23 protein-coding genes and 1 pseudogene are annotated in these 25435 nt (G+C 70.6%); 13 read left to right on the forward strand and 11 right to left on the reverse strand.

Annotated features, from left to right (window positions below; translation table 11 throughout):
* Positions 1–40: 40 nt before the first annotated feature.
* Positions 41–1225: a MalY/PatB family protein gene (locus tag ABZ848_RS21410; RefSeq protein WP_360833993.1), complete on the reverse strand. Its 1185-nt coding sequence runs from the start codon at positions 1223–1225 to the stop codon at positions 41–43.
* Between ABZ848_RS21410 and ABZ848_RS21415 the strand changes: the two genes are divergently transcribed.
* The 3 genes from ABZ848_RS21415 to ABZ848_RS21425 all read left to right on the forward strand — a co-directional run bounded on the left by ABZ848_RS21415 (position 1224) and on the right by ABZ848_RS21425 (position 4674).
* A complete protein-coding gene (locus ABZ848_RS21415) occupies positions 1224–2261 on the forward strand; it encodes a hypothetical protein (protein WP_360833995.1) in 1038 nt (345 codons plus the stop codon). The two genes, ABZ848_RS21410 and ABZ848_RS21415, sit on opposite strands and share 2 nt — an antisense overlap.
* A 54-nt stretch (positions 2262–2315) precedes the next feature.
* Positions 2316–3146 (forward strand): SAM-dependent methyltransferase, encoded by an 831-nt coding sequence (locus ABZ848_RS21420; protein ID WP_360833997.1) that lies wholly within the window; start codon positions 2316–2318, stop codon positions 3144–3146.
* Between the two features lie 145 nt (positions 3147–3291).
* Entirely contained in the window at positions 3292–4674 is a 1383-nt protein-coding gene (locus ABZ848_RS21425; RefSeq protein WP_360833999.1) for a S1 family peptidase, read from the forward strand.
* A gap of 55 nt (positions 4675–4729) precedes the next feature.
* Here ABZ848_RS21425 and ABZ848_RS21430 read toward each other — a convergent pair whose 3' ends face one another.
* The 3 genes from ABZ848_RS21430 to ABZ848_RS21440 all read right to left on the reverse strand — a co-directional run bounded on the left by ABZ848_RS21430 (position 4730) and on the right by ABZ848_RS21440 (position 7098).
* Complete coding sequence (locus ABZ848_RS21430) at positions 4730–5551, reverse strand: DMT family transporter (RefSeq protein WP_360834001.1); 822 nt, start codon at positions 5549–5551, stop codon at positions 4730–4732.
* 59 nt (positions 5552–5610) lie between these two features.
* Positions 5611–5796, reverse strand: coding sequence for a hypothetical protein (locus ABZ848_RS21435; RefSeq protein WP_360834003.1), 186 nt, complete (start codon positions 5794–5796; stop codon positions 5611–5613).
* 141 nt (positions 5797–5937) lie between these two features.
* Positions 5938–7098 carry an ROK family transcriptional regulator gene (locus tag ABZ848_RS21440; protein ID WP_360834005.1) on the reverse strand — a complete coding sequence of 387 codons (1161 nt, stop codon included), beginning with the start codon at positions 7096–7098 and terminating at the stop codon, positions 5938–5940.
* 181 nt (positions 7099–7279) lie between these two features.
* Between ABZ848_RS21440 and ABZ848_RS21445 the strand changes: the two genes are divergently transcribed.
* From ABZ848_RS21445 to ABZ848_RS21460, 4 genes are read left to right on the forward strand one after another with little or no spacing between them, the layout of a single operon-like run.
* Positions 7280–8245, forward strand: coding sequence for a sugar ABC transporter permease (locus ABZ848_RS21445; protein WP_360834007.1), 966 nt, complete (start codon positions 7280–7282; stop codon positions 8243–8245).
* A 17-nt stretch (positions 8246–8262) separates the two neighbouring features.
* Complete coding sequence (locus ABZ848_RS21450; protein WP_360834009.1) at positions 8263–9186, forward strand: carbohydrate ABC transporter permease; 924 nt, start codon at positions 8263–8265, stop codon at positions 9184–9186.
* A 10-nt stretch (positions 9187–9196) separates the two neighbouring features.
* Positions 9197–10546, forward strand: coding sequence for a sugar ABC transporter substrate-binding protein (locus ABZ848_RS21455; protein ID WP_360834011.1), 1350 nt, complete (start codon positions 9197–9199; stop codon positions 10544–10546).
* A 26-nt stretch (positions 10547–10572) separates the two neighbouring features.
* Positions 10573–11775, forward strand: coding sequence for a Gfo/Idh/MocA family oxidoreductase (locus tag ABZ848_RS21460; RefSeq protein WP_360834013.1), 1203 nt, complete (start codon positions 10573–10575; stop codon positions 11773–11775).
* Positions 11776–11779: 4 nt separating this feature from the next.
* Here the strand turns inward: ABZ848_RS21460 and ABZ848_RS21465 are convergent, their stop codons facing one another.
* A complete protein-coding gene (locus ABZ848_RS21465; RefSeq protein ID WP_360834015.1) occupies positions 11780–12445 on the reverse strand; it encodes a response regulator transcription factor in 666 nt (221 codons plus the stop codon).
* Between the two features lie 185 nt (positions 12446–12630).
* Here ABZ848_RS21465 and ABZ848_RS21470 point away from each other — a divergent pair, with 185 nt between their 5' ends.
* The gene (locus ABZ848_RS21470; protein ID WP_360834017.1) at positions 12631–13365 is read left to right on the forward strand and encodes a hypothetical protein; all 735 of its coding nucleotides are present in this window, start codon (positions 12631–12633) and stop codon (positions 13363–13365) included.
* A gap of 50 nt (positions 13366–13415) precedes the next feature.
* Here ABZ848_RS21470 and ABZ848_RS21475 read toward each other — a convergent pair whose 3' ends face one another.
* From ABZ848_RS21475 to ABZ848_RS21490, 4 genes are all read right to left on the reverse strand, one after another.
* Positions 13416–14885, reverse strand: coding sequence for a S8 family serine peptidase (locus ABZ848_RS21475; protein ID WP_360834019.1), 1470 nt, complete (start codon positions 14883–14885; stop codon positions 13416–13418).
* A 5-nt stretch (positions 14886–14890) separates the two neighbouring features.
* Complete coding sequence (locus ABZ848_RS21480) at positions 14891–16780, reverse strand: RiPP maturation radical SAM C-methyltransferase (RefSeq protein WP_360834021.1); 1890 nt, start codon at positions 16778–16780, stop codon at positions 14891–14893.
* 11 nt (positions 16781–16791) lie between these two features.
* Positions 16792–17040, reverse strand: coding sequence for a hypothetical protein (locus tag ABZ848_RS21485; protein ID WP_360834023.1), 249 nt, complete (start codon positions 17038–17040; stop codon positions 16792–16794).
* A 79-nt stretch (positions 17041–17119) separates the two neighbouring features.
* Positions 17120–19987: a BTAD domain-containing putative transcriptional regulator gene (locus tag ABZ848_RS21490; protein ID WP_360834025.1), complete on the reverse strand. Its 2868-nt coding sequence runs from the start codon at positions 19985–19987 to the stop codon at positions 17120–17122.
* Between the two features lie 195 nt (positions 19988–20182).
* Between ABZ848_RS21490 and ABZ848_RS21495 the strand changes: the two genes are divergently transcribed.
* From ABZ848_RS21495 to ABZ848_RS21505, 3 genes are read left to right on the forward strand one after another with little or no spacing between them, the layout of a single operon-like run.
* Complete coding sequence (locus tag ABZ848_RS21495; RefSeq protein ID WP_360834027.1) at positions 20183–20452, forward strand: hypothetical protein; 270 nt, start codon at positions 20183–20185, stop codon at positions 20450–20452.
* Between the two features lie 20 nt (positions 20453–20472).
* On the forward strand, positions 20473–21336 hold the full coding sequence (locus tag ABZ848_RS21500; protein ID WP_360834029.1) for a sensor histidine kinase: 864 nt from the start codon (positions 20473–20475) through the stop codon (positions 21334–21336).
* Between the two features lie 41 nt (positions 21337–21377).
* On the forward strand, positions 21378–21797 hold the full coding sequence (locus ABZ848_RS21505) for a hypothetical protein (protein WP_360834031.1): 420 nt from the start codon (positions 21378–21380) through the stop codon (positions 21795–21797).
* A 99-nt stretch (positions 21798–21896) separates the two neighbouring features.
* Here ABZ848_RS21505 and ABZ848_RS21510 read toward each other — a convergent pair whose 3' ends face one another.
* Entirely contained in the window at positions 21897–22595 is a 699-nt protein-coding gene (locus ABZ848_RS21510; RefSeq protein WP_360834033.1) for a L,D-transpeptidase, read from the reverse strand.
* 158 nt (positions 22596–22753) lie between these two features.
* Between ABZ848_RS21510 and ABZ848_RS21515 the strand changes: the two are divergent.
* A pseudogene (locus ABZ848_RS21515) lies at positions 22754–24054 on the forward strand (aminotransferase class I/II-fold pyridoxal phosphate-dependent enzyme).
* Between the two features lie 3 nt (positions 24055–24057).
* Here the strand turns inward: ABZ848_RS21515 and ABZ848_RS21520 are convergent.
* Positions 24058–24852: an SDR family NAD(P)-dependent oxidoreductase gene (locus tag ABZ848_RS21520; protein WP_360834035.1), complete on the reverse strand. Its 795-nt coding sequence runs from the start codon at positions 24850–24852 to the stop codon at positions 24058–24060.
* A gap of 49 nt (positions 24853–24901) precedes the next feature.
* On the opposite strand from ABZ848_RS21520, the gene ABZ848_RS21525 reads away from it, so the two are divergent.
* A complete protein-coding gene (locus tag ABZ848_RS21525) occupies positions 24902–25435 on the forward strand; it encodes a hypothetical protein (RefSeq protein WP_360834037.1) in 534 nt (177 codons plus the stop codon).

Genomic DNA, 25435 nt, shown 5'->3' on the forward strand with positions numbered 1-25435 from the left:
TCACGTGTCCATGACACCCGACCCGGCCGATACCGGCCGGTCAGGTCGGGCCGAGCGCCGCCACCATCCGCCGTACCCCCTCCCCGAGGATCTCCGGCGAGGTCGCCAGGTTGAGGCGGGCGTGGCCCTCTCCCCCGGTTCCGAAGGGGATCCCGGAGTTCAGGGCCACCCGGCCGCGCTCCAGGAAGATCTCCGCCGGGTCGTCGCCGAGGCCGAGCGGCCGGCAGTCGAGCCAGGCGAAGTAGGTGCCCTCGGCCGGGTGGCAGATGATCTCGGGGAGGTGTTCGGCGAGCAGGTCGGCGATCAGGAGCCGGTTCTCGTCGATGCCCGCCAGCAGCGCGTCGAGCCAGGCCGTGCCGTCGGTCAGGGCGGCGGTGTGGGCGATGACGCCGACGTGGCTCGGCCCGTGGCTGACCTCCTCGGGCAGCCGGGCCAGGTCGGCGGCGGCCTCGGTGCCCGCGATCGCGAGGGCGGCCTTGAGGCCCGCCAGGTTCCACGCCTTCGACGCGGACATGAGGGACAGGCCGCTCTCCGCGCCGCTCACGCTCAGATACGGCACGAAGTCGACGCCGGCCGCGACCAGCGGGGCGTGGATCTCGTCGGCGACCACCCGGACCCCGTACCGGTCGGCGAGGGCCGCGACGGCGGCCAGTTCCCCGGCGGTGTGCACGGTGCCGGTCGGGTTGTGCGGGCTGCACAGCAGGTAGGCGGCCCGGCGGCCGCCCGCGACGGCGTGCCGGAAGGTCTCCTCCAGCACACCGAGGTCGATGCGCAGGTCCGCGCCGAGCGGCGCCTGCAGCACCAGCCGGTCCATGTGCTCCACGAACTGGAAGAACGGCGGATACACGGGTGAGTTCACGACGACCGGATCGCCTGGCCCGGTGACCAGTTTGATCATTTCGACCACACCGAGCATCACATCGGGCACGATCGCGGTGCGCTCCACCGCGAGCCCGTCCCACCCCCACCGCTTCTCGGCGAACCCGGCGAGCGCCTCGGCGTACGCCGTGCCGGCCGGGTAGCCGGTGTCGCCGAGCGCGAGGGCGTCGGTGACGGCGCGGACGACGGGTTCGGCGAGCGGCACGTCCATCTCGGCCACCCACAGCGGCAGCACGTCCGCGGGGTAGGTGCGCCACTTCATGCTCGTACGGGAGCGGAGGTGGTCGAGGGAGAGGGCGCGGAGGGGATTCGGTTCGCCGGACGGGTCGTGCGGGATCCTGGTCATGGAGCTCAAGATAGGGGGCTGTGGGGTGACCTGGAACGAGCCGGAAGTGGCCTGCGACGAGTCGGGCTCGGACGGCGAGAATCTCACCGGCGGGAACACCGACGTCTTCGCCCACGCGAGTGTGCGTATGCCGGTGGATTCGGCGGCCGCTCACGTGCAGGAGATCCGGGACCGGATTCGTTCGCCCGCGGAGGAGTACAAGGCCACCCATCTGCTCAGGGAGAAACACCGGGCGGTCCTGGAATGGCTGCTGGCACCCGGCGGGCCTATTCACGGGAGGGCCCATGTGCATCTGACGGAGAAGGCCTTCTTCGTCGTCGACCGGGCCGCCGACCTGCTGCTCGGCGACAACGCCGAGGCCCTCACCCTGTTCCGTGAGGGGCCGCCCGCCTTCGGAGAAGAGCGCTGGCGGGAATTCCTGGAGGCCGCCAACCAATTGCTGCGCGTACGCAACGACAGAGCACCCGACGAGCCCGTCGACGCGTTCTTCCGGGCGGTGGACGAACTGCGGCGCGCGCAGTCCCGTACGCCCCTCGCTCTCACTCTGGAACGCCTCGCGGCCGCCCGTCCCATCGCGGATTCCTATCGCGCCCGCGTTCTCGCCGGTCCGGTGCTGGTTCCGGTCCTCAATCCGCTGCTGCCCGCCATCGTGCGAACGGCCGCCCACTGGAGTGCGGGCGGACGCCGGGTGCGGCTCGTCCACGACCGGCAGAACATGCTGACGCCGGAGCGGATCGCCTGGATCGAGGAGACCGCCCGGAGTGCCGGTATCGGGCTCGACGGAGTGCGGCTCGTGGTCGCCCGCGAGGATCCCCGGGTGCAGCTCGCGGACTTCCTCGCCGGGATCGCCCGCAAGATCGCCTCCGACGTGCTGCACGGGCGGGTCGACCCCGTCCTCACGGCGTTGCTGCGCCCCTATGTGGATCCGGGATCCGTGTGGGGCGACCGGGCCGCATGGGCCCTGATCGGCACAGAAAAGGCCGTGGGAGAAAACAACCGCTCCGTACCCTCTGCGGATTGCAACTCGGCCGTCTAGATTTCCCATTGACAACCTTCACATCCCCCACCCGGCACCGCAGGAGCTGAACCCGTGACCGAGAACCACGCAGCCACGGAAGATCCCGCCGCGACGCTGCGCAGACGCATCAACACGCTGCGCCCGCACACGGCCCGGATCTGGAACTACTGGCTGGGCGGCGGGGACTACTACGAGGTCGACCGCGTGGCGGGCGACCGGATCCGCGAACTGCATCCGGAGATCGGCGATCTGGCCCGCGCCGACCGTCTCTTCCTGGGCCGTGCCGTACGTCATCTGGTGGCCGACGTGGGAATCCGCCAGTTCCTCGACATAGGCACCGGCCTCCCCACGGCCGACAACACCCACGAGGTCGCCCAGCGGCTCGCCCCGGACGCCCGGGTCGTCTACGTCGACAACGACCCGCTGGTCCTGGCGCACGCCCGCGCACTGCTCACCAGCTCCCCCGAGGGCCGCACGGACCATCTCGACGAGGACCTGCGCAACGTCGACGCGATCCTCGAACGCGCCGCGCAGACCCTGGACCTCAGCAAGCCCGTCGCCCTGATGCTGCTCGGGGTGGTCATCTTCATCGGCGAGGACGAGGACCCGTACGGGATCGTCGGGCGGCTCATGGACGCCCTGCCCTCCGGCAGCCACCTGGTCATCTCCCACACCATCACCAGCCCGGCGATGCCCGGGGTGGACGCGGCGGTGCACTTCTGGAACGAGCACGGCACCCCGACGCTCACCCAGCGCACCCCGGATGCCGTTGCCCGCTTCTTCGACGGCCTGGAGGTCCTGGAACCGGGCATCGTCTCGTGCTCGCAGTGGCGCCCCGAGCCCGCCGAGGCCGGCCTGCCGCAGGCGGTGGGGATCTACGGCGGGGTGGGCCGCAAGAAGTAGGGACCAGGAGAGGTGAAGATCAAGAACTGAGGGGATCGTCCACCCACTGAACACTCCCGTCCCGCGCGACGTATGGAACAGGGGCGCTCAACGACCGGAGGGCCCCGCGGTGTTGACACCGCGCGTTCGGGTACGGGAGCCATGGATGAGGCACGCACGACGACGGATCGTCCGGCGAGTGACGCGACTGGCGGCCGTCGGCGGACTCCTCCTCGGAGGAGCCATGGTCACGCAGGCCGCCATGGCGAGCGAGACTCCCGGCACCTCGGCCGTCCCGTTCAGCTCCACCGACTCCGCGCCCGGCACGGGAGCCTCGCTGATCTCCGAGCTCGGTACCGCGCGGACGGCGGGCACCTGGATCGGCGCCGACGGGAAGACGGTCGTCGCGGTCACCGACCAGAAGGCGGCGGCCGAGGTCGAAAAGGCGGGCGCCGAGGCCAAGATGGTCGGCCACAGCATGAACGAGCTCAAGGCGGCCACGGCGACGCTGCGTTCGGCGCCCCGGGTGGCGGGCACGGCCTGGGTGATGGACTACAAGACGAACCAGGTGGTGGTGCAGGCCGACAGCACCGTCTCGGCCACCGACTGGTCGGACATGACCGAGGTGGCCTCCGGCATCGGCAGTTACGTCCGCATGGAACGCACCCAGGGCGCCTTCACCACCCGCGTCAACGGCGCCGTGCCCATCCTGTCGACCGGCGGGCGCTGCTCGGCGGGCTTCAACGTGACCAACGGGCAGAGCGACTTCATCCTCACCGCCGGGCACTGCGGGCCGACCGGCTCGGTGTGGTTCGCCGACAACCGCGGCTCCCAGGAACTGGGCAAGACCGTCCAGCAGAACTTCCCCGGCAGCGACTTCTCCCTGGTCCAGTACGACAGCGGCAGCGCCGGGCAGGGCGCGGACATCGTGGCGATCGGCAACGGCAACGGCGTGCGGATCACGGGCGTGGGCGACCCGGCCGTCGGGGAGCGGGTGTTCCGCAGCGGCAGCACCAGTGGGCTGCACGACGGCGAGGTCAAGGGCCTCGACGCCACGGTCAACTACCCGGAGGGCACGGTGACCGGGCTGATCGAGACGAACGTGTGCGCCGAACCCGGCGACAGCGGCGGCCCGTTGTTCTCCGAGGGCATCGCGCTCGGTGTGACCTCCGGCGGCAGCGGTGACTGCACGACGGGCGGGACGACGTTCTTCCAGCCGGTGACGAAGGCCATGCAGGCGCTCGGCGTCCAGCTGATCGTCTCCAAGGAGGCCGCCGCCGGCCAGAACGCCTCGCAGAGCCCGGCGCCGTCCGCCTCGGCCACGCACAGTGCGATCGCGCCGAACACCACCACCCCCGGTTCCTCGGCGCCGACGACGGGCCTGGCGAGCGGCTCCACCCTGCTGGCCCGCCTCACCGACCCGCGCAACATCGGCCCCGGCATGCTGGTCATCGGCGGCAGTCTGCTGGCCCTGGTCGCGACTCGCTACATCCGCGCGGAACAGGACCGCAAGGAGTACCGGCGGTACTACTCGGCGACCTGGGGCTGACGGGACGCGAGGGTCGCGGCGCCTCGCCCGGGCATCACGCGAGGGCTGCGGCGCCTCAGCCCAGCGTCAGCAGGACTGTCGCCACGGCCGCGCCCAGCAGCCCCGCCGTCTGCCGCCGGGTGACCCGCTCGTGCAGCAGAGCCAGGCCGAGGACGACCGGGACGGCCGGGTAGAGGGAGGCCAGGACCACGGCGACGGCGAGCAGCTGCCGGTGGACGGCGAGCAGGTACAGGATCAGCCCGAGTGCGGCCCCGGCCCCGACGAGCAGCGCCTGCGCGGCGAGCGGCCGTGGCAGCCATGCGGGCCCGTGCCGTACGACGGTCGGCAGCAGCAGGAGTACGGCGGCGACGCGGCCCGCGACGACGGGCCACAGCCCGGCGGCCGGTGCCGCGAGGCCGAGGGCGACGTACTGCACGGCCACCCCCGCGCTGGCCAGCAGCCCGTCCCCCGCTCCCCGGGCCGCACCGGCCCGGCCTCCGGAGACCAGCCACAGCGCGGGCAGGGTCACGGCGATGCCCAGCCAGGCGAGCGGGCCCGGCCGGTCGTCGAGGGCGAGGACCCCGCACACCACGGACAGGGCGACGCCGGTCACCGCGCTCACGGGTACGACGACGCTCATCGCGCCGCGGCTGAGGCCCCGGTTGAGGAAGTGCATGGCGGTGCCGCTGCCGAGGCCGGACAGGGCGCCCCAGAGCAGATCGGCGGGGTGGACGGAGGTGGCGGGGATCAGCAGGGCCGCGACGGACGCGAGGGCGAGCCCGCCCAGCTGGCCGAGGAAGGTCACGGTCGTGAAGGGGGCCCGGCGGGACAGGATGCCGCCGGCGTAGTCGACGGTGCCGTAGCAGAGCGCCGAGGCCAGTGCGAGGAGTGGGCCCATCCCCTCAGGGGTGCCCAGGTCCGGCGCGGGGATGCGCCGGGGGCTTCAGCGGGCGGTGCTCAGGCCGCTCGCGCGGGCTGCGGGGCCGCGGCGGCCCACTCCAGGACGAGCCGCTGGTACTCCTCGCGCTGCTCGCCGCTCAGTGTCCCGCCCGACCGGCGCCACAGGGCACGGATCTCCTCGTTGACCTCGTCAGCCGATCGATCGGTAGCGGGTTCAACAGTGGTGGACATGCTGTGAAGCATACGGCGCCGGAGGTGAAGGCCACGTGAGTAATCAGGAATAAAGCAGACATATCGGACCGTGTTGCTGATCACGTCGATCTGCCGAACCTGGTCAGGGAGTTCGCAACATCCTCCGGGGAGTTGGCCATTCCCAGGAGATTTTCATGCGTCGGCGGCCCCGAGCACCAGCACCTGGATCGCCAGGACTGAGGCACCCCGCGCCCAGTCGTGAAAGTCGGACACCTTGGTCTCCAGCGCGACCGGGGCGGCCCGCGGGTGCCGCTGGGCGGCGATCGACTCCCGCACCGCGTCCCCGGCGACGTCCATCAGGCCGACGCCTTCGCCGGCGAGCAGGATCTTCTGGGGCAGCACGAAGTTGGAGATCTGCGCGACCAGGACGCCGAGCGCGCGGGCGGCCTCGTCGACGACCCGGGCGGGCATCGGCTCGCCGGCCGCGGCCCCGGCGAGGATCTCCTCGTAGGTGCTGTCGTGGCCGGTGGCGGCCCGGACCTGGTAGCGGATGCTGGGGATGGTGAGCAGGGAGACGGCGCTGCCCCGTTCGCCGTCGGGGGTGAGCGGTCCGTTGGGGTTGATGATCCAGTGCCGTCCGAAGCCGCGGTCCTCCTCGGCGTTGGGCACGCGCTTGCCGCCCAGGACCAGTCCGTAGCCGATGCCGGCGCCGATGGTGAGCACGACGAAGCGGTCCAGGCCCCGGCCCGCCCCGAACCAGGTCTCGGCCTCGACGAGGGCGGCGACGTCGTTCTCGACGACCACGGGCAGCCCTGTGCGCTCCTCGACGAGCCGCGCGAGGGGTACGTCCCGCCACTGCAGGAAGGGCGACTCCCCCACCACGGAACGGTCCTCGACGAGGCCGCCGACGCCGATCCCGATGCCTGCGAGTCGCGGGTGGGCGGTCGCGAGCTCGGCGGTCATCTCCGCGAGCAGGTCGGCCACTTGAGCCGGCTCGTGGGTGGTGAGCGGGCGGTCGTGGCGGGCGACGATGGCGCTGCGGAGGGTGGTGACGACGCCGTAGACCATGTCCTCGGTGATCTTGAAGCCGATGAAGGAGCGGGACTCGGCGACGACGTCGAGGGGCTGCGAGGGGCGGCCCTGGCGCACCTCCGGCGGGGCGCCGGCCTCGGCGACCTCGATCAGCAGGCCCGACTCGATCAGCGGTTTGGTCAACCGGGTGAGGCTGCCCGCGGAGAGGTCGAGGCGCCGGGCGAGTTCGGTGCGCGACAGCGGGCCGCCGAGGAGCACCTCGATCGCCACCGCGCGTTCACCGGGGCTCAGCGGAAGCCAGCTGGCGGCAACTGTGGTCATGAAGGTCAGACTCCCACATGATCATTCACGGTTTTTTCTTTCACTTCAAAAGCAACAGGTCCACTGTAGTGCGCTGGAACGGGTGCGAAAAAGATGTCAGCACGACTCTTGACGGGTCGATTCTTTCGCGACAAAAGTAAGTGGCCCGAGGACGAGCCGCCGTAGACGAGGGAGTCTCCCGATGACCATCGCCTCCAGCAGCCCTCCTTCGCGTCTGCCGCTGCGCGGCGCGGAAGGGGCTGGGACCACATCGAGGACGGGGCGGGCCAGGGCCCGCGAGCGCGGGGGCGACGGACGGCTCGCCGCGGTGTTCCTGGCCCCGGCGCTGCTGGGCTTCACGGTCTTCCTGCTCTGGCCGACGCTGCGCGGGATCTACCTGAGCTTCACCCGCTTCAACCTGCTCACCCCGGCCGAGTGGGTGGGCCTCGACAACTACGTGCGGATGGTCCACGACCCCATCTTCTGGGACTCGTTGAAGGTCACCGTCGAGTACGTGGTCATCAACATCGGCATCCAGACGGTGTCGGCGCTCGCCATCGCCGTGTTGCTCCAGCGGCTGACCCAGTCGGCCGTGCTGCGCGGGATCGTGCTGACGCCGTATCTGATGTCCAACGTCGTCGCGGGTCTGGTCTGGCTGTGGATCCTGGACAACCAGCTCGGCATCGGCAACGAGATCATCGCCGGGCTCGGCTTCGACCGCATCCCGTTCCTCGCCGACGAGACCTGGGCGATCCCGACGATCGCCCTGATCAACGTGTGGCGGCACGTCGGCTACACCGCGCTGCTGCTGTTCGCGGGGTTGCAGGCCATTCCGAACGACGTGTACGAGGCCGCGAAGGTGGACGGCGCGGGCGAGTGGCGGATGTTCTGGCGGATCACCATGCCGCTGCTGCGACCGGTCCTCGCGGTCGTTCTGATCATGACGGTGATCGGTTCGTTCCAGGTGTTCGACACGGTCGCGGTGACGACCGCGGGCGGTCCGGCGAACGCGACCAACGTGCTCCAGTACTACATCTACGGCGCCGCGTTCGGCCGTTTCCAGTTCGGCTACGCCTCGGCGATGTCCGTGGCCCTGCTCGTCGTGCTCAGCGCGATCACCGTCCTGCAGTACCGGATCACCCGGGCCGGCCAGAGCGACCTCGGCTGACGGGAGAGGAGACCGACATGGCTGCCGTGACCACTACGACGACCACACGCATACGGCCCCTCCGGCGCCGGCCGTCCCTCGGCCGGATCGCCGCCTGGGCGGTGATGGCCGCGATCGTGCTCGTCACCCTGCTGCCGTTCTACTGGATCCTGCGCACCGCGCTGTCCACCAACTCCGGGCTCGCCGCGCATCCGGGCGATCCGCTGCCGGTCGACATAAGTACGGGCGGTTTCGAGCGGGCACTCGGCCTGCAGTCGACCAAGGAGGCGATCGCTCAGGGCGGTGCGGGCGGCGGACTGAAGTTCTGGCGCTATCTGCTCAACTCGGTGATCGTTTCGACACTGATCACCGGCTGCCAGATCTTCTTCTCCGCGATGGCCGCGTACGCCTTCGCCCGGCTGCGCTGGCGCGGGCGGGACAAGGTGTTCGGCCTGTTCCTCGCCGGGCTGATGGTCCCGACCATCTTCACCCTGCTGCCGAACTTCGTGCTCATCAAGCAACTCGGCCTGGTGGACAACCTGTTGGGGATCGCGCTGCCCACGATGTTCATGACGCCGTTCGCGGTGTTCTTCCTGCGCCAGTTCTTCATGAACGTCCCGAGCGAGGTCGAGGAGGCGGCCCTGCTCGACGGCGCGGGGAAGGTGCGGATCTTCTTCCGGGTGCTGCTGCCGATGGCGTCCACGCCGATCATGACGCTCGCGGTCCTGACGTACATCACGGCCTGGAACGACTACTTCTGGCCGCTGATGGTCTCCTACAGCGACAGCTCCCGTGTCCTGACCGTGGCCCTGGCGATCTTCCGGGCGCAGACCCCGCAGACCGGCACCGACTGGTCGGGCCTGATGGCGGCCACGCTCATCGCGGCTCTACCGATGCTCGTGCTGTTCGGGTTCTTCGCGCGCCGCATCGTCGGCTCCATCAGCTTCACCGGCATCAAGTAAGGGGACGGACATGCGAGTTCGGATGCGTACGGTCGTGGCACTGACCGGAGCGCTGGCGCTGTCCCTGGTGAGCGGCTGCGCCAAGGGCGGCGGGGCCGGGTCCTCCTCGGACACGGTGTCGTACTGGCTGTGGGACGCCAACCAGCTGCCCGCCTACCAGGCGTGCGCCAAGGGCTTCGAGAAGGAGAACCCCGGACTGCACGTGAAGATCACCCAGTTGGGCTGGGACGACTACTGGACCAAGCTCACCGCGAGCTTCATCGCCGGCACCGAGCCGGACGTGTTCACCGACCACATCCAGAAGTTCGGCCAGTTCGCCGACCTGAAGGTGCTGGAGCCGCTGGACGACCTGGGCATCGACCCGGCCGCCTACCAGAAGGGCCTCGCCGACAACTGGATCGGCCAGGACGGCCACCGCTACGGCGCCCCGAAGGACTGGGACACGGTCGCCCTCTTCTACAACCAGAAGGCGGCCAAGGACGCGGGCCTCACCGCCGAACAGCTCAACTCCCTGTCCTGGAACCCGAAGGACGGCGGCACCTTCGAGAAGGCCATCGCCCACCTCACCGTCGACCGCAACGGCAGGCGCGGCGACGAACCCGGCTTCGACAAGAACCACGTGAAGGTCTACGGCCTCGCCAGCAACGGCGGCGGGGACGGCGACGGCCAGACCCAGTGGAGCAACTTCGCCGCCTCCGCGGGCTGGACCTACACCGACAAGAAGCGGTGGGGCAACGAGTACCGGTACGACAGCAAGACCTTCCAGTCGGTGATCAAGTGGTACTTCGGGCTGGCGAAGAAGGGCTACATGGCGCCCTTCACCGCCTACAACTCCCAGTCCAGCCCGGGCAACGCCCAGGTGGCCGCGGGCACGGCGGCGGCCACCTTCGACGGCGCCTGGATGATCTCGACGTACGCCGGGTTCAAGGGAATGAAGATCGCCACCGCCCTCACTCCCGAGGGCCCCACCGGCAAGCGCGCCACGATGATGAACGGCCTCGCCGACTCGGTGACCAAGAACGCCCGCAACAAGGCGGGCGCGTTGAAGTGGGTCGAGTACCTGTCCTCGAACGAGTGCCAGAAGACGGTGGGCAGTTACGGCATCGTCTTCCCGGCCACGCCCGACGGGACCAAGGCGGCGGTCGCGGCGTACGAGAAGAAGGGCCTCGACGTCTCGGCCTTCACCAAGCCGGTCGCCGACAAGAAGGACTTCGCGACCTTCTCCTATCCGATCACCAACTACGCGGCCGACGTGTATGCGTTGATGCACCCGGCCATGCAGGACATATACGGCAACGGCAAGTCGGTGACGAGCCTGAACCGGACCAACAGCCAGATCAACCTGATTCTCGACCAGTGACTCGACCATTGAAGGGCACGCCTTACATGACGTTCTCGATCGGTATCGTCGGCGCAGGCCAGTTCTCCGGCCAGTTCGCCACCCTCTTCCAGGCCCACCCCGGCGTCAGCGACATCTACGTCACCGACCTGCTGCCCGAGCGGGCCGAGCAGCTCGTCGCCGCGCAGGGGCTGGCGGGCACCTTCCCCTCGTACGAGGCGATGCTGGAGTCGAAGGCGGTCGACGCGGTCGCCATCTTCACCCAGCGCTGGACGCACGGCCCGCTGGTGCTGCAGGGCCTGGGCGCCGGCAAGCACGTGTACTCCGCGGTCCCCATGGCGATCACCACGGAGGAGATCTCCGCCATCATCGACGCGGTCAAGGCGACCGGACTGACGTACATGATGGGCGAGACCAGCCAGTACAACCCGGCGACCGTGCACGCCCGCAACCAGATCGCCGAGGGCGCCTTCGGGCGGCTCTTCTACGCCGAGGGCGACTACGTCCACGACATGGATCTCGGGTTCTACGCGGCGTACCAGTACAGCGGCGGCGAGAACTGGAAGCAGACCGCCAGCTATCCCCCGCTGCTCTACCCCACCCACTCCGTGGGCGGGGTGCTCGGCGCCTGGCAGACGCACGCGGTGAGCGTCTCGGCGATCGGTGTCGTCGACGACCGTGGCGACGGCGTCTTCGACAAGGACGTCAGCCAGTTCGGCAACGACTTCTCGAATGCGACCGCGCTGTTCGAGGTGGCGGGCGGCGGCTCGTTCCGTACGAACGAGTTCCGGCGGGTCGGCTACCCCTCGCACATCCGCGAGTCCCGCTTCCGGTTCTTCGGGACGGAGGCGAGCATGGAGCAGCTCGCGACCGTGGCCCTGTGGCAGGACAAGAAGGGCGTCAAGGACATCAGCGAGCTCCTCGAACCGAAGCCGACCATGTCCCCGGACGACCCCTCCCTCCAGCACATCGCGCCGGACCTGCGGGCCGCCTTCACCTCCGGTTCGGCACCGGTGCACGACCGCTCACGGCTGCCGCGGGTGTTCGACAACCTGCACAACGGCCACGAGGGCAGCCACCACTTCCTGGTCGACGACTTCGTGACCGCCGTCAACACACGGTCGCTGCCCTCGGTGAACGCATGGGTGGCGGCCCGCTACACCCTGCCGGGCATCATCGCCCACGACTCGGCCCGGCAGGGCGGCGCACGGCTGGAGATCCCGGACTTCGGGGACGCGCCGCAGGGCTGAGCGGTCAGCCGGGAGGCCGCGGCCGTCCGCCCAGACCCGCGTCGCGGGCGCGGGCGACGGCCGCGGCCCGGTCGGAGACGTGGAGTTTGTCGAGGATGGACGAGACGTGGTTGCGGACCGTCTTCTCCGACAGGACGAGCCGGGCGGCGATCTGGTGGTTGCCGACGCCGAGGGCCACCAGGTCCAGTACCTCCCGTTCCCGCTCGGTCAGTTCGGGGAAGACCTGCGCCGCGTAGTCGCGGTGGGCGCCGGTGAAGAAGTCGACGATGCGCCGGGCCACGGCCTTGCCGTACACCGCCTGTCCCTCGGCGACGGCAAGGACGGCCCGGACGATCTCGGTGCTGTCCGCGTCCTTGAGGAGGTAGCCGCGGGCGCCCGCGCGCAACGCCGCGAACAGCGCCTGGTCGTCCTCATGCATGGTCAGGACGAGGACGCCGACGGCCGGGCGCCGGGTGAGCAGGGCGCGGATGGCCTCGGTGCCGTCGAGTCCGGGCATGGTCAGGTCGGTCACGACGACATCGGGCTCGGTGCGGTCGGCGGCGGCCAGCAGGTCGTCGCCGTTCGTGGCCTCGGCGACGACGTCCAGGTCCGGCCTCGTGGCCAGGACGGCGGCCAGACCGTAGCGGTACATGGGGTGGTCGTCGGCGATGACCACCCGGACGGCACTCATCGGTCCTCCCCGAGCGGCCCGGGTGTCCCGGGTGTCCCGGGTGTCCCGGGTGTCCCGGGTGTCCCGGGGGCGGCTGCCGGTTCTCCCGGCCGGGACGGGACGTACGCATCACGACAGAACGCCCGTTCCGGGCAAACATGGCGCCCACCCCGCATCCGGCCCAGAGCCCGAACCAAGGGAGCACCATGTCGACGACTCCGCCCGCGGCCCCGGCCGCCGCCCCGGGCATGACCACCCTGCTCCAGGCGATTCCGCCGCTGCTGTCCGGCGCCCTCTCGCTGATGCTGCACACCAGCGATGCCGACAAGATCGCCCAGGTCGCGGCGGGCGTGACCACGCTCGTCGCGCTCGGCTGGCCGTTCCTGCAGCGCTCGACCAGCGCCGACTGCCGGCGAGCCGTCGACCCTCCCGGCCAGGTGCCACCCCTGATCGGCCCACGGCCCAGGATCACACCGAGCCCGACCACCGTCGTCCTGACCGTGGCCCTGGGTGTCGCCGTGTTCTGGCTGCTGGACCTCCTCACCACCTGGATGGGGCTGGGCAGCCTGGGTTACTGGAGCGGCAAGTACCCCAGCGACCCATCGGAGATCTACCGTGCGGTGGTGCTGCGCAGCCTCCTGGTCCTGCTGCCCGGCATCTTCGTCCTCGCCGTGGCGATGGCGCACCGCCTGCACGAAGTCGCGGCGTCCGCGCTGTTCGTCACCAGCGTCCTGTACACCGTCGCGGTGCTCACCACCAACCTGGTGCTGGTGCGGCACTGGGACAGCGAGCCGATGGCGGAGGACATCTACGTGCCTCTCGTGCTCGGCGCGTCGGCCTGGCTGGTCTGTCTCCTCGCCCGCCGGTACGCGATGCGCACGCAGGCGCTCTTCGACCTCACGCAGGCGGTCAGGGAGCAGTGGCGGCGCACCGAGCGCTGACCGCCGTCCGTGGGGCGCCGGCCGCACGGGACGACGCCCCACGGCGGCTCTCATGCCCTCTTCCCCTGTTTCTCCAGGTACCTCAGTGCGTCGACGGCGGACACGAGGCCGTAGCCGGTGGCGTTGTCCGGTCCCTTTCCAGCCTTGCCGCCGGTCACCGGGTTGCTCACCCCTGTCTCCACGTCGCGGGCCGAGTTCTCCAGCGCCTCGCGGATCTCGGCCGGGGACAGTGACGGGCAGGCCTGCTTCAACAGGGCGCAGACTCCGGCGATTTGAGGGGCGGCGGCCGAAGTACCGCTGGCGACGACCCAGCCGTCGTCGGGCGGGGTCCCGTCGCCCGGCCAGTCGAGGATGCCGTCCCGGTCCTCGTCGGGCTGGGAGCGCCGGCGGTCGATGTCCGAGCCGGGCGGTGCGGGCAGCACGATGTAGGCCGCGCCGGGCTGCATGCCGACCAGGCCCGACACGTCGGGTACCTTTCGGCCCGGATAGACGCCGCTGTCGAATCCGCTCGCGTAGTCCGACGCCTGGGGCTTCCACTCCTCGTCCAGGTAGACGCCGCCGGCGGAGATCACGTCGGGATGCTGCCCCGGGAAGGCGTGATGGCCGTTGCCGGAGGCGCACACGACGACGATGCCGCTCCTGACCGCGAGGGCGATCGAGGAGGCCAGGGCCTGTGCGGGGGCCGGGAGCGGCGGATACGGCGCGTTGTAGCCGAGGCTGATGCTGATGATGTCGGGCCGGTCGGACTGCGCCACGGCCGCGTCGAAGGCCCCTTTCAGGTTGTTGGGCCCGGCCTTGACCATGGTGAAGTCGATGCCCGGGGCCACCGCGAACGCGTTCGCCGACTCGCAGGTGCCGTGCCCGTCCTCGTCGACGTCCACGGTGGTGGCCGCGGGCCCCAACACGACGGTGCCGTTGTATCCCTTGTCCACGAAGTACGGGTGGCGCTCCCACCCGGTGTCGACCATGGTCAGCCGGACTCCGACCCCGGTGACGCGTTCCGCATGCAGGGCTTGGGCCCCCAGATGTTCGGCGACCTGGTCGAGGGTGAGGGCCCAGTAGCCGGGGTCCGGCTCCTGTGCGGACGTGGACATCGGGATGGCCGGCTGTTCCAGGGCCACTCCCTCCAGGAATTCGGCCGCAGGGCCGCTGTCGGTCGCGATCAGGCCGGGCCGGCCGCTGGAGGGACTGTTGATGAAGGTGCGCATCACCCGTGGCAGCACCCCGCTCGGCGGGATGACTTCCCGCTGCTGGGTGAAGAGCTTGGTCTCGAAGTGCCTCTCGTACAGTTCGGGCCGTGCGGCGATGTGGATCGTCGTCGCCGATTCTCCGAGGATCCTGAATCCCCAGTCCTTGAACGCCGCCTTCGCCCGCCGGACCGCATCGGGGTCCGACACGAACTGCAAGGCGTTGTCCACGGTGATGTTCTGCGCGTCGAAGAGCGACACGGGCCCGATGGAGCGCGGTGACGCGTGGGCGTACACCACTTCGGGCAGGCGTTTGTCAGCGCTTTGTGCCATGTGCTTCAACCCCCGATGAGTCGAGTCCGGGCCGCAGGGACGGCCAGGGCCACGGTCAGCGGACCGTCCCTGAAGACGAGTCCCGCCTCCGCGAATTCCTTGAGTGCGCGTTCCACCGCTTCGACGGATCCGCGCGGAGCGAGCCGTCGACGGAGCGCGTCCGCCGTGACCGGGCGCTCGCAGCAGGCGAGGTAGAGGTCGGCCGCGAACCCTTCGAAGAGGTAGGTGCCCTCGCTTCCCTTCCGTCTGTTGTCGTGGATCTGTACGTAGTGCGGGGCCTGCCGGTACTCCAGTACCGGCGGGCCCGCCTCGTCCCGCCAGGCGTCCTGCCAGTCGGCGGCCGCACGGCGCAGGGAGACGTACGCGCTGTCGGGCAGTGCGCCGTCGATGTCGCACGAGAAGAAGTAGGCGATCCGGGCAAGGTCCAGGTCCGCCGGGTAGATGTGGGCATAGCTAGGGTCGGGGCGCAGGTCGCGGAGGATCCCCTCCCGGTCGGTGAAGAGCGGGCTGAATCGCTCCATGGTGATGCGGGCGGCGCTGCCGGGCGGCTGCAGATGCTCCAGCTGCCACAGGGCCGCCGCCTGGTCGGCGCAGTCCTCACGGGTCTCGCCCGGAAATCCCCACAACAGGTTCCAGGAGACCCGGATTCCGTAGTGCTGTGCCCAGCGCAGCAGATTGACGTTCTGCGCGGCGGTGACTCCTTTTCGCATGAGGCGCAGGACGTGTGAACTGAACGACTCGATCCCGGGTTGCATCTGCACCACACCGGCGTCGGCGAGCAGTTCGAGCTGCCGACGGGAGAGATTGGCCTTGACCTCGTAGAAGAGCTCGTACTGTGCGCCGCTTTCCACCAGAGCGGGGAACAGGGTGCGCAAGTAACGCATGTCGAGGATGTTGTCCACCGCTTCGAAACGGAAGCTGCGGTATCTGCGCGTCTGGTGGGCGAATTCGTCCAGCACGCGTTCGGCCGATTTCGAGCGGAATTCCATGGTCTTGCCGTTGAGCCCGCAGAAGGTGCAGTGGTGTCTCGTTCCCCACCAGCAACCGCGGGCCGTCTCGATGGGCAGGTACACCGAGCGACGTGCCGTGGCGGGCAGCAGGCCGAGGTGCTCGGCGTGCTCGAAGTACTCGTCGTAGTCGGGTGCCGGCAGGTCGTCGAGACGGGTGACGAGGGGCGAGGGGGGTGCGGTCACGACGTGTCCCGACACCTTGCGTGCCAGACCCGGTACGGCGTCGAGATCGCCGTCGCCGGCCAGCGCCTCCAGCAGGATCGGGAAGGCCGTGTCGGCTTCCCCGATGATGGCCGCGTCGACGCACGGCACGCCGCGCACGAGTTCCATGCCCATCACGGAGTCGAAGTTGGCGCCGCCGAACACGATGAAGAGGTCCGGGTACCGTTCCTTCAGCCGTCGCGCCAGTGCGATCGAGGCCGTGTTCTGCTGGAACGTCGAGGTGAACCCGACGAGCCGGAACCGGTCCCAGGGGTACGCCTCGACGAGTGCGTCCAGGTAGGCGGGTACGTCGTGCTGCCGGATACGCAGCAGGCCGGCCCTCAGGGTGTCGGGGCACATCTCGTGGGCGCGGGCGATCCCGTCGACGTACAGGTCGAGGAAGCGCTCCTGCGAATCGGGGGCCGCAGAGCCGAAGGCCTCCGGCGAGAACAGCCAGTCGCCCAGTTGACAGCCGGATTCCCCGGCCAGGAGTCGGTAGCGGTCCACGCCGAGTGCGGCGGCGAAGTCGAGGTTGGCGTGGAGCGTGTGTGCCGGGAATCCGTGGGTCCGCGCGATCGCCTTCAGGAGGCCGATCTGGAGCGAGGGACGCCGGTCGTCCATGAACGGCATGCACACCAAGAGGACCGGCGGAAGGTCGCGCCGCGTCGCAGGGGCGCTCGGCATGGCGGGTCCGGTTACTCCGACGGAGTCCCGCGGAATTGGCCCTCGATCTTGAAGACCTCGAAGTTCTGCTCGGATTCCTTTCCCGGAATGAACTTCGCGTCGAAGTCCTGCAGCGACGTGTCGTCGTTGAACGCGCGCTCGGCCGCCTCGAACACCAGCCGCAATGCCCTCCTGTCCCCAGGAGTGAAAAGAGGACTCAAGACTCCCAGAGCTTGCCTGAGTTGATCGACCTCGTGCCAATGCAGCTCTTTCCGGCTCATGACGCCCCCCGTCACTCGAACTCGCACAGGGTGTGCGGAGATTGAATGCCGGGGAGTCTGGCGACGGTCCGGAACTTCGTCAAGTAGCGGGTTTTTCCAGAGGATTGGGCTCCGGATCGGCGCCGAGGTTGGCGCGTATCTCCGCGGCCCTGGGATGGCCGAGTTCCTCCAGCAGCATCACCGCGCGCCCCCAGGCCTCCCGTGCGGCGCCGGGGTCACCGGCGGCGAGGTGCAGGTCACCCAGGGACGAGAGGGTGTCGGCCTCGTTGTAGCGGTCCCCCGTCTGCCGGTAGATCGCCAGCGCCCGCCGATAGCAGTCGACGCCCTGCGCGTACCCGCCCAGGTGGTGGTGGACGTGCCCGAGACTGTCCCAGGTGTCGGCCTGGGCGAACCGGTCCCCCGCCTCCTCGTGCAGCCGCAGAGCCCGCTCGCAGTGGACGAGGGCCTCCTGGTGCAGGCCCAGTCGGGAGCAGAACCAGCCCAGGGCATTGAGGGCCCGGGCCTGGCCGGTGCGATGGCCGGCCGTCTCGAAGAGGGCCAGCGCCTTGCGGGAGTGGTCAAGAGCCAGGTCGTACTGTCCTTGCTGGTCCCCGAGCCAGGCCAGCGTCCGATGAGAATGCGCCTGCCCGAGGGGGTCGTCGAGCGTCTCGTACAGGTCGAGGGCCTGCCACAGGTGGGTGGCGACGTCCTCATACCTGCTGAGTCGCATGTACGCATAGGCCAGGCAGCCGTGGCTGACGGCCTGACCGTGGGCGCTCCGCGTGCGCCGGGCGGACTCCAGCGCACGCCGGTACACGGTCTCGGACTCCTGCCAGTGCCCGCGACGGTCGAGATAGGGGCGCAGCGTCCAGCCCAACTGCCAGGCGTGGGCGTCCAGTCCGGTGCTCTGGGCCTGCTGCTGCACGGCCACGAGAACAGCGTGCTCCTTGCGGAACCAGGCCAGCGCCGCGTCGTGGTCGTCGAAGTCCTCGCCGGGCGCGGGTGATCCGGGCAGGGGGAGGGTGATCGGGTCGTCCCGGTTCGGGTTCAGCCGCAGGCTCGCGCGGTAGGCGCTGCGCAGATAGTGGTCGAGGAGGCGGTGGACCGCGGCGTGCCGCACGGCGGGCGGCTCGTGTGTTTCGGCGAGTTCGGCGGCGTAGCTGCGCAGGAGGTCGTGGAACCCATAGCGCCCGGCCTCGGGGCGCGTGACGAGATGACTGTCCGTCAGCTCGTCGAGCAGCGGACGGATCTGACCTGGCGCCAGGTCGGCGAGCCCGGCCGCTGCCGCGAAGCCGATGTCGGGGCCGGGTTGCAGGCCGAGCAGCCGGAACAGCCGCGCCGTCGGGCCCGTCAGCCGCCGGTAGGACCAGGAGAAGACCTTGCGGACGTCGGTGGCCGCGTCCGTCCCGCCGAGCAGGTCCAACGCCCCGCCGGCGGCGTGCAGTTCCTTGGCCACGGCGTCGAGCGGCAGTTGGGGGTGGGTGGCGGCGTACGCGGCGACGACGGCCAGGGCCAGCGGGAGGCGGGCGCAGGAAGCCACGATGTCACGCACCGCGTCGGGGGCGGCGGCGAGGCGCTGCCGGCCGATGCGGCCTGCCAGTATGTCCCGTGCCTCGCTGTCGGACATCAGGCCGAGGACGACGGGCTGGGCGCCGTCGGTGACCATCAGGCCGGTGAGCCGGTTGCGGCTCGTGATCACACTGAGGCAGTCGGGCGAGCCGGGCAGCAGCGGGCGTACGTGGTCGGCGTCCTGGGCGTTGTCGAGCAGGACGAGCATGCGCCGGTTCGCCAGCAGGCTTCGGTACAGGCCGGCTTGGCTCTGCGGGTCGACGGGGACGCGCTCGGGCGGTACGCCGAGGGCGTCGAGGAAGCCTCGGATCGCGTCGGACGGCCGTACCGCGCGGCCGCCCGGGTCGTAGCCGCGCAGGTTGACATAGAGCTGTCCGTCGGGGAACCGGTCGCGGACGCGATGGGCCCAGTGCACGGCGAGGGCGGTCTTGCCGACCCCGGCGGTGCCGCCGATCGCCGAGACCACGACCGTACCGCGGGTTGTCGCACTGTCCGGCAGCATGGCGTCCAGTCGCTCCAGGGCCTCCTCGCGGCCGACGAACCCGCTGAGGGGGTGCGGGAGTTGGGCGGGTACGACCGTCGGCGCCGGGGCGCGGGCCACGACGGGCTGGATGTCGCCCCCGGGATCGGCCGCCAGGATCCGGGCGTGCGCCTGGCGCAGCCTGCGGCCCGGCTCCACTCCGAGTTCGCCACGCAGCAGAGCCCGGGCGTGGTGGTAGGCCGCGAGTGCCTCCGCCTGCCGGCCGGCGCGGTGCAGGGCGAGCATGAGCAGGGCGTGGAGGTCTTCCCGGAGCGGGTGGTCGACCGTCAACTGCCGTACCTCGCCCACCAGGTCGAAGTCGTCGCCGAGCGCCAGGTCGACCTCGATGCGTTCCTCCAGGACGCTGAGCCGGCGTTCCGTGAGCCGGTCGCGTTCGGTGTCGAGCAGGGGGCTGGTCATCCCCTCGCAGAGGCGGCCGTGCCACAGGCCGAGGGCGCGGTGCAGGGCCTGCGCCGCGACAGTGAGTTCGCCCCGGGCCCGAGCGGCGTGTGCCCGGTCGATGAGCTCGTCGAAGGCGCGCACGTCCAGCCGCCCCGCGCCGAGGGTCAGCAGATAGCCGGCCTCGGTCCAGTTGAGCAGCCCCGAGGGTGCCCTGGGCGGGCGTTCGGGCTCCAGTGCACGACGGAGTCCGGAGACGTGCCGTTGCAGCAGGTTGGCCGCGCGCGCCGGCACGGCCTGCCCCCAGACGGCGTCGACGAGCTGGTCCCGGCTGATGGGGGCGTCGGCGTGCAGGAGCAGTACCGCGAGCACGACACGCTGCTGCATCTGGCCCAGGTCGAGCTCGGTCGCACCTCGCCAGGCCCGCAGTGGTCCGAGCAGTTGGAAACGCAGTCCGGTGAACGGCTCCGGCCCAGTCATCACGGGCTCCCACCTCAAGCAGCGCCTGTCGTCCACGCTAGCGCCGAACCCGCGCCGGCACCGCCCGCCCGGACTGCAGCGGTTGCTGCAACGGGGACTGCAACCCGGCCTCGCAGCATGGTGCCCGGCCCGCGCCGGCATGCGAAGTGCCGTTCCCGCGCGGCCCTTTCGACCCTACGAGCACGGGGGCTCTCCATGACAGACGTACTGACCGCGGCCCGGGCCGAGGCGCTGTTCAGCAGTGAACTGGCCACCGGGTCCGAGCCGACGCCGTCCGAGATCGGCGCTGCGATCCGGCGGGCGATCCAGGTCAACGGCGGTAGCCGCGGCTGCGCGGGCACGCTCGCCCGTGCCTACGGCGAGCGCCCCGAGACGGCCGTGCCCAGGATGCGGTGGGCCCTGCGCCAGATCGTGGCGGCCTATCCGCGGACGCTGCCACGCCTCGTGCGGACGCGCGACGCGTGAACGGGACGACACGGCTCGTCGTGGGCGTTCAGACGTGCCTGTCCGTCGTCGCCGTCTCCGGTTTCCTCCTGGAGTGGGCTCGCACACCGCTTGTTCTGTGCGGCCTGGGCTCGTTGGGTGCGGCGGTCGTCTTCGTGGCCCGGTTCGGGGCGCGGCCCGGGGCGCCTGCGGAGCTGCGTGTCCGGGAGGCCCTCGACGTGGAGCGCACCAGGCTGCGACACGACCTCCACGACGGCCTCGGTCCTCTGTTGTCCGGCATCGGGCTGTGCGCCCGGGCCCTGTCGGACCTGCTCGGCGAGCGGAGCGGGGACACGGAACGGGCACTGCTGAACCGTATCCGGGCCGAGTTGTCCCATGCCGCGACGGAGGTGCGGCGGGTGATCGAGGCGCTGCCGCCCGCGGCGGTCGAGGCGCACGGGCTCGTCGAGGCACTGCACCGGCACGCCCGGTTCGTCGCGCCCACGACGGCTGTCGAGATCGTGGCGGCTGCCTTGCCGGTGCTGCCCCCGTCGCTGGAGGCGACCGTGTACCGGATCGTCACGGAGGCGGTGACCAACGTGGTGCGGCACGCGGACGCCCGGCACGCCACCGTCGCGCTGACCGTACGGCGCCGCTCCCTGCTGGTCAGCGTCGCCGACGACGGGCGCGGGATCGCCCGGTCCCCGGCCGGGGTGGGGCTGACGTCCATCCGGCACCGGGCCGAGGCCGCGGGCGGGCGGCTCTCGGTCCGTACCGCTCCCGGCAGCGGCACCGAGGTGCGCGTGCGGCTCCCGCTGCCGCACAACCGCGCGGCGCCCGGGCGGGGCCCGGGTCCGAGGGGACGTCGTCCCGGCACGGAGAGGACTCCTGCCTCTGCTGCCCTCGGGTCGGACGCCGCACCGTGAGGTCAGCCATCAACGGCGAGTTCCCTACAAGGAGTCATCACATGGCCTCTGGAACCTTCCAGTCCCTTCCCGTACCGACGACGGCACTCGACGGCCGTATCAGCGCGATCGTCCTGGACCCCGGCGGCAACCCGGCCGACGTCGTCAACAAGGGCACTCCGATCACCGTGCGGATCGAGTGGAACCTCACCGGTTTCCTCGTTCCGCTGCTGGGCGGCACATGGAACGTGCACGTCAGCGTGGACGAGATCGGCGGCCCGCACGACTTCAACGAGCCCCCGACGCCGGTGTCCGTACCGCTCAACGGCGCTCCCGACTACCGCCGCGACATCGTCCTGACGTCGCTGCAGGCCGGGCGCACCTACTCGCTCATCGCCTCGCTGGCCTACCGCAACCCCGCCGGCGGACCCGCTCCGCTCGGCGGCTACGTGAACGTCGGCACGGTCAACGTCCTGCTCTGACCGGCGACGGTCCACCGGTCCATTTTCACACCGGGGGAGTCCGCGTCCCGTCCCGCCACCACGGCAGGGCGGGACGCGGGCATGTCCGGCCACTGCCCGTCAGGTGCCCGGCTTCCGCCCGTACACGAACACGTCGTCGCCCTTCTTCAGGAGCGACCAGTACTTCTTGGCGTCCTTGGTGGTCATGTTGACGCAGCCGTGGGAGCCCGGCGGGTTCCACATGCTGAGGTTGACCGAGTGGAAGGCCTGGCCGCCGTCGAAGAACTGGCTGTAGGGCATCGGCACGTCGTAGATGTTCGAGACGTGGTCGATGTCCCGCCAGTAGATCTTCTTCAGGCCGGTGCGGGTGACGTACCCCTTGCGGCCGGTGCGGACCGGGACCGGGCCGTAGACGAGGGTGTTGCCGTCCTGGATCCAGCTGAGCTGGAGGGTCAGGTTGACGCAGGCGATGCGGCCCTTGTTCGTCGGGCACTTGCCGTCCTTGTTGGGGTTGTGCCCCACGGCCTTCTGCTTGTTCATCAGGTCCATCACGCCCCAGGTGACGGAGCCCGCGTAGCCGATGTTCGGCGTGATGCCGTGCTTGGTCTGGAAGGCCTTGATGGCCTTGCAGTCGCTCGCGGACTGCTTTCCGTCGACCGGCAGGCCGAGGAACTTCTCCACCTGCTTCTGGTACGGCCCGGTCGACGTCGTGCACCCCGTGGACGCCTGGGCGGACCCGGTGCCCAGTGCGAGAGTGAGCGGTGCCACCAGTCCGGTGATCCCCAGTACGACGGCTCCCCGTCTGCGTATGTCCCCCATGGCCGGCCTTGCCTTTCGCGCTCGATGGTCGTCCCTTGTGCGATCTCTGCCAGCTAGACCGGTGTCCGGGGTGATCGGTTGTAGAGCCCCGCACGCTAAGACCAAACGGTGACAATCGCAGTGGGGCAGATCACACGGTCGCGCCTAGGCTGCCGGTCATGCACCGCACGCTCGCCGACGACCTCTCCCGGCTTCCCGAGGGGCTGCCGGTCGGCGGGGCGGGGGCCCAGGGCGCGCTCGCGCGGTTCGCCGAGCGGTGGGCGCCCGGGTTCTCGGGGTCGGCCGGTCCGCGCCGTCTCGGTTTCGTGACGGGCGGTACGACGCCGCGGCGGTCGCCGGTGACTGGCTGACCAGCGCGTTCGACCAGAACGTGGCCGGGGCCGTGGGTTCCTGGGCGGCGGCCCTGGAGCGGGAGACGGTGGGTTGGCTGCGGGAGCTGTTCGGGCTGGGCGAGGCGCACTCCAGGGCCTTCGTGACGGGGGCGACCGTGTCCAACACGGTGGGGCCGGCCGTCGCCCGGGAGTGGCTCGGCGAGCGGCTCGGCGTGGACGTGTCACGGGACGGCGCGTCGGCGCTGGGCCCGGTCGACGTGCTGTCGGGCAGCCCGCACTCCAGCATCGCCAAGGCCCTTTCGGTGCTGGGGATCGGGCGGAATCGACTGCGGCCGGTGGCCTTGCTGGACGGCAACCGGGAGGCCGTCGACGTGGCCGCCCTGGACGAGGCGCTCACCGCGCTGGGCGGGCGGCCCGCGATCGTCGTGGCGAACGCGGGCACCGTGAACACCGTCGACCTCGACGACCTGCGGGCCGTCGCCGCCCTCAAGGAACGGCACGACTTCTGGCTCCACGTGGACGCGGCCTTCGGCGCCTTCGCCGCGCTCTCCCCCGCGCACGCGCATCTCGTCGCCGGACTCGACGCGGCGGACTCGGTCTGCGTGGACCTGCACAAGTGGCTCAACGTGCCCTATGACCCGGCCGTCCAGTTCACCCGCCGCCGCGACCTGCAGACCGCCGTCTTCCACAACGCCTCCCCGTACCTCGGACTCCCCACCGGTGAACCGGACTTCCTGCACCTCACCCCCGAGAACTCCCGGCGCCTGCGGGCGCTGCCGGCCTGGTTCTCCCTCATGGCGTACGGCCGTGACGGGCATCGCGAGATCGTCGAGCGCAATGTCGCCCTCGCCCGGAAGCTCGGTGAACGCATCGCGAAGAGGCCGGAGTTGGAGCTGCTGGCGCCGGTGCGGCTCAACGTCGTCTGCTTCGGCCCGGCCGGGGATCCGTCCCAGGAACGCGTCGACGCGCCGGCTCGGGCGGTCGCCGACTCCGGGGAGACCTTTCTGACGCCGACGGTCCATCGCGGGACGCCCGCGCTGCGGGCCGCGTTCGGCAAATGGCGCACGTCCGAGGCCGATATGGAGCGGGTGTCGGACGCTGTGGTCGCCGCTGCCCGAGTCGTCTGACTCTCAGCCGTCGGTGTATCGGACCCTCGCGAGGAAACCGGAGTTCATCGAGGTGAGGCCGCCGTCGACCGTCAGGGCGGTGCCGGTGATCCAGGCCGCGTCGCGGGAGGCGAGGAAGGCGACGGCGGCGGCGATGTCCTCGGGCTCGCCGACCCGGCCGAGCGGGTAGAGGGGCCGGAGCGCCTCGAGTTCGTCGTCGCGACCCTCCCACGCGGACGTGCGGACCGTGCCGGGCACGACGAGGTTGACGCGGACGCCGCGCGGGCCGGCGTGTCCGGCCATGGTGCGGGTGAGGGAGAGGAGCCCGGCCTTCGCCGCGCTGTAGGCCTGGTTGCCGAAGTTCTGCAGGCCGTTGATGGAACCGATGTTGACGACGGCGCCGCGGCCGGAGGCGGCCAGGTGCGGGAGGGCCGCCCGGCAGCAGCGGTAGGTGCCGGTGAGGGTGATGTCGAGGTCGCGGTCCCATGCCTCGTCGGTGCCGTCCTCGAAGAGCGGGGGGTCCGGGGTGCAGGAGGCCGCGCTGTTGACCAGGACGTCCAGCGTGCCGAAGGCCTCGACCGCGTGCGCGACGGCCGCCTCGACCTGCGTGCGGTCCGCCACGTCACAGCCCAACGCCTCGGCGGGAAAGCCCTGTTCACGGAGTACGGCCGCGGTCTTCTCGGCCTCGGACGCGTCGGCGTCGGTCAGCAGGACACGCGCACCTTCCTCCGCGAGCCGCCGGGCCACGGCGGCGCCGATGCCGCGGGCCGCGCCGGTGACGAGAACCCCGTACCCCTCGAAGCGCTTTGAGTCAGCCATGAGCCGAAGCTACTCCCGGAATGATCTACCGGGCAGATAGCGTGCGCGCATGTCCGCGTTCATACAGCAGCTTCCCGCGCTGATCGGTGTCGTGATCGGTGCGCTCGGTTCGTACTTCGCGGTCGTGCGCAGTGACCGCGCGCGGTTCCGCCGCGAGCAGGCGGCCCGTTGGGAGGAACGGCGGCTGGCCGTGTACATCGACTATGCGCGGACGCTCAAGAAGACGATCACTCTGGCGTGCCGGGTGGCGTCCCACTTCGGCAACGATCCCCATCCGCATCCGCTCTCCCCCGAGGAGGCCGCACCGCAGCTGGCCGCGGCCACCCTCGCCCGGGACCCGGACGGGGAAGCGCTGCTGCTGATGGGGAGCCCGCAGGTGGTGGAGAAGGCGCGGGTATGGGTCACGGTGGTGCTGGAGATGGAACAGTTCCTGCGCGACGGGACGCGCGATCCGGCCGCCTGGCAGGCGCTGCTGGAACGGCATCGGGGCGGACGGGACGGCTACTACGCCGCCGTACGCGAGGATCTGGCGCTGCCACCGGGTCTCACGGTGCGGTGGCAGCTGCCGGTGCAGTCCTCCTGA

This window comes from Streptomyces sp. NPDC047081, assembly GCF_040643775.1.
GTDB lineage: Bacteria > Actinomycetota > Actinomycetes > Streptomycetales > Streptomycetaceae > Streptomyces.

Excerpts from the sequence above, each read along its gene's own strand:
- ABZ848_RS21430 (WP_360834001.1), bottom strand. The coding sequence starts at position 5,551 with ATGGGCCCACTCCTCGCACTGGCCTCGGCGCTCTGCTACGGCACCGTC.
- ABZ848_RS21465 (WP_360834015.1), bottom strand. The coding sequence starts at position 12,445 with ATGAGTGCCGTCCGGGTGGTCATCGCCGACGACCACCCCATGTACCGC.
- ABZ848_RS21520 (WP_360834035.1), bottom strand. The coding sequence starts at position 24,852 with ATGGCTGACTCAAAGCGCTTCGAGGGGTACGGGGTTCTCGTCACCGGC.
- ABZ848_RS21505 (WP_360834031.1), top strand. The coding sequence starts at position 21,378 with ATGGCCTCTGGAACCTTCCAGTCCCTTCCCGTACCGACGACGGCACTC.
- ABZ848_RS21485 (WP_360834023.1), bottom strand. The coding sequence starts at position 17,040 with ATGAGCCGGAAAGAGCTGCATTGGCACGAGGTCGATCAACTCAGGCAA.
- ABZ848_RS21455 (WP_360834011.1), top strand. The coding sequence starts at position 9,197 with ATGCGAGTTCGGATGCGTACGGTCGTGGCACTGACCGGAGCGCTGGCG.
- ABZ848_RS21415 (WP_360833995.1), top strand. The coding sequence starts at position 1,224 with ATGGAGCTCAAGATAGGGGGCTGTGGGGTGACCTGGAACGAGCCGGAA.
- ABZ848_RS21440 (WP_360834005.1), bottom strand. The coding sequence starts at position 7,098 with ATGACCACAGTTGCCGCCAGCTGGCTTCCGCTGAGCCCCGGTGAACGC.
- ABZ848_RS21460 (WP_360834013.1), top strand. The coding sequence starts at position 10,573 with ATGACGTTCTCGATCGGTATCGTCGGCGCAGGCCAGTTCTCCGGCCAG.
- ABZ848_RS21450 (WP_360834009.1), top strand. The coding sequence starts at position 8,263 with ATGGCTGCCGTGACCACTACGACGACCACACGCATACGGCCCCTCCGG.
- ABZ848_RS21425 (WP_360833999.1), top strand. The coding sequence starts at position 3,292 with ATGAGGCACGCACGACGACGGATCGTCCGGCGAGTGACGCGACTGGCG.
- ABZ848_RS21410 (WP_360833993.1), bottom strand. The coding sequence starts at position 1,225 with ATGACCAGGATCCCGCACGACCCGTCCGGCGAACCGAATCCCCTCCGC.
- ABZ848_RS21510 (WP_360834033.1), bottom strand. The coding sequence starts at position 22,595 with ATGGGGGACATACGCAGACGGGGAGCCGTCGTACTGGGGATCACCGGA.
- ABZ848_RS21445 (WP_360834007.1), top strand. The coding sequence starts at position 7,280 with ATGACCATCGCCTCCAGCAGCCCTCCTTCGCGTCTGCCGCTGCGCGGC.
- ABZ848_RS21490 (WP_360834025.1), bottom strand. The coding sequence starts at position 19,987 with ATGACTGGGCCGGAGCCGTTCACCGGACTGCGTTTCCAACTGCTCGGA.
- ABZ848_RS21525 (WP_360834037.1), top strand. The coding sequence starts at position 24,902 with ATGTCCGCGTTCATACAGCAGCTTCCCGCGCTGATCGGTGTCGTGATC.
- ABZ848_RS21480 (WP_360834021.1), bottom strand. The coding sequence starts at position 16,780 with ATGCCGAGCGCCCCTGCGACGCGGCGCGACCTTCCGCCGGTCCTCTTG.
- ABZ848_RS21475 (WP_360834019.1), bottom strand. The coding sequence starts at position 14,885 with ATGGCACAAAGCGCTGACAAACGCCTGCCCGAAGTGGTGTACGCCCAC.
- ABZ848_RS21435 (WP_360834003.1), bottom strand. The coding sequence starts at position 5,796 with ATGCTTCACAGCATGTCCACCACTGTTGAACCCGCTACCGATCGATCG.
- ABZ848_RS21470 (WP_360834017.1), top strand. The coding sequence starts at position 12,631 with ATGTCGACGACTCCGCCCGCGGCCCCGGCCGCCGCCCCGGGCATGACC.
- ABZ848_RS21495 (WP_360834027.1), top strand. The coding sequence starts at position 20,183 with ATGACAGACGTACTGACCGCGGCCCGGGCCGAGGCGCTGTTCAGCAGT.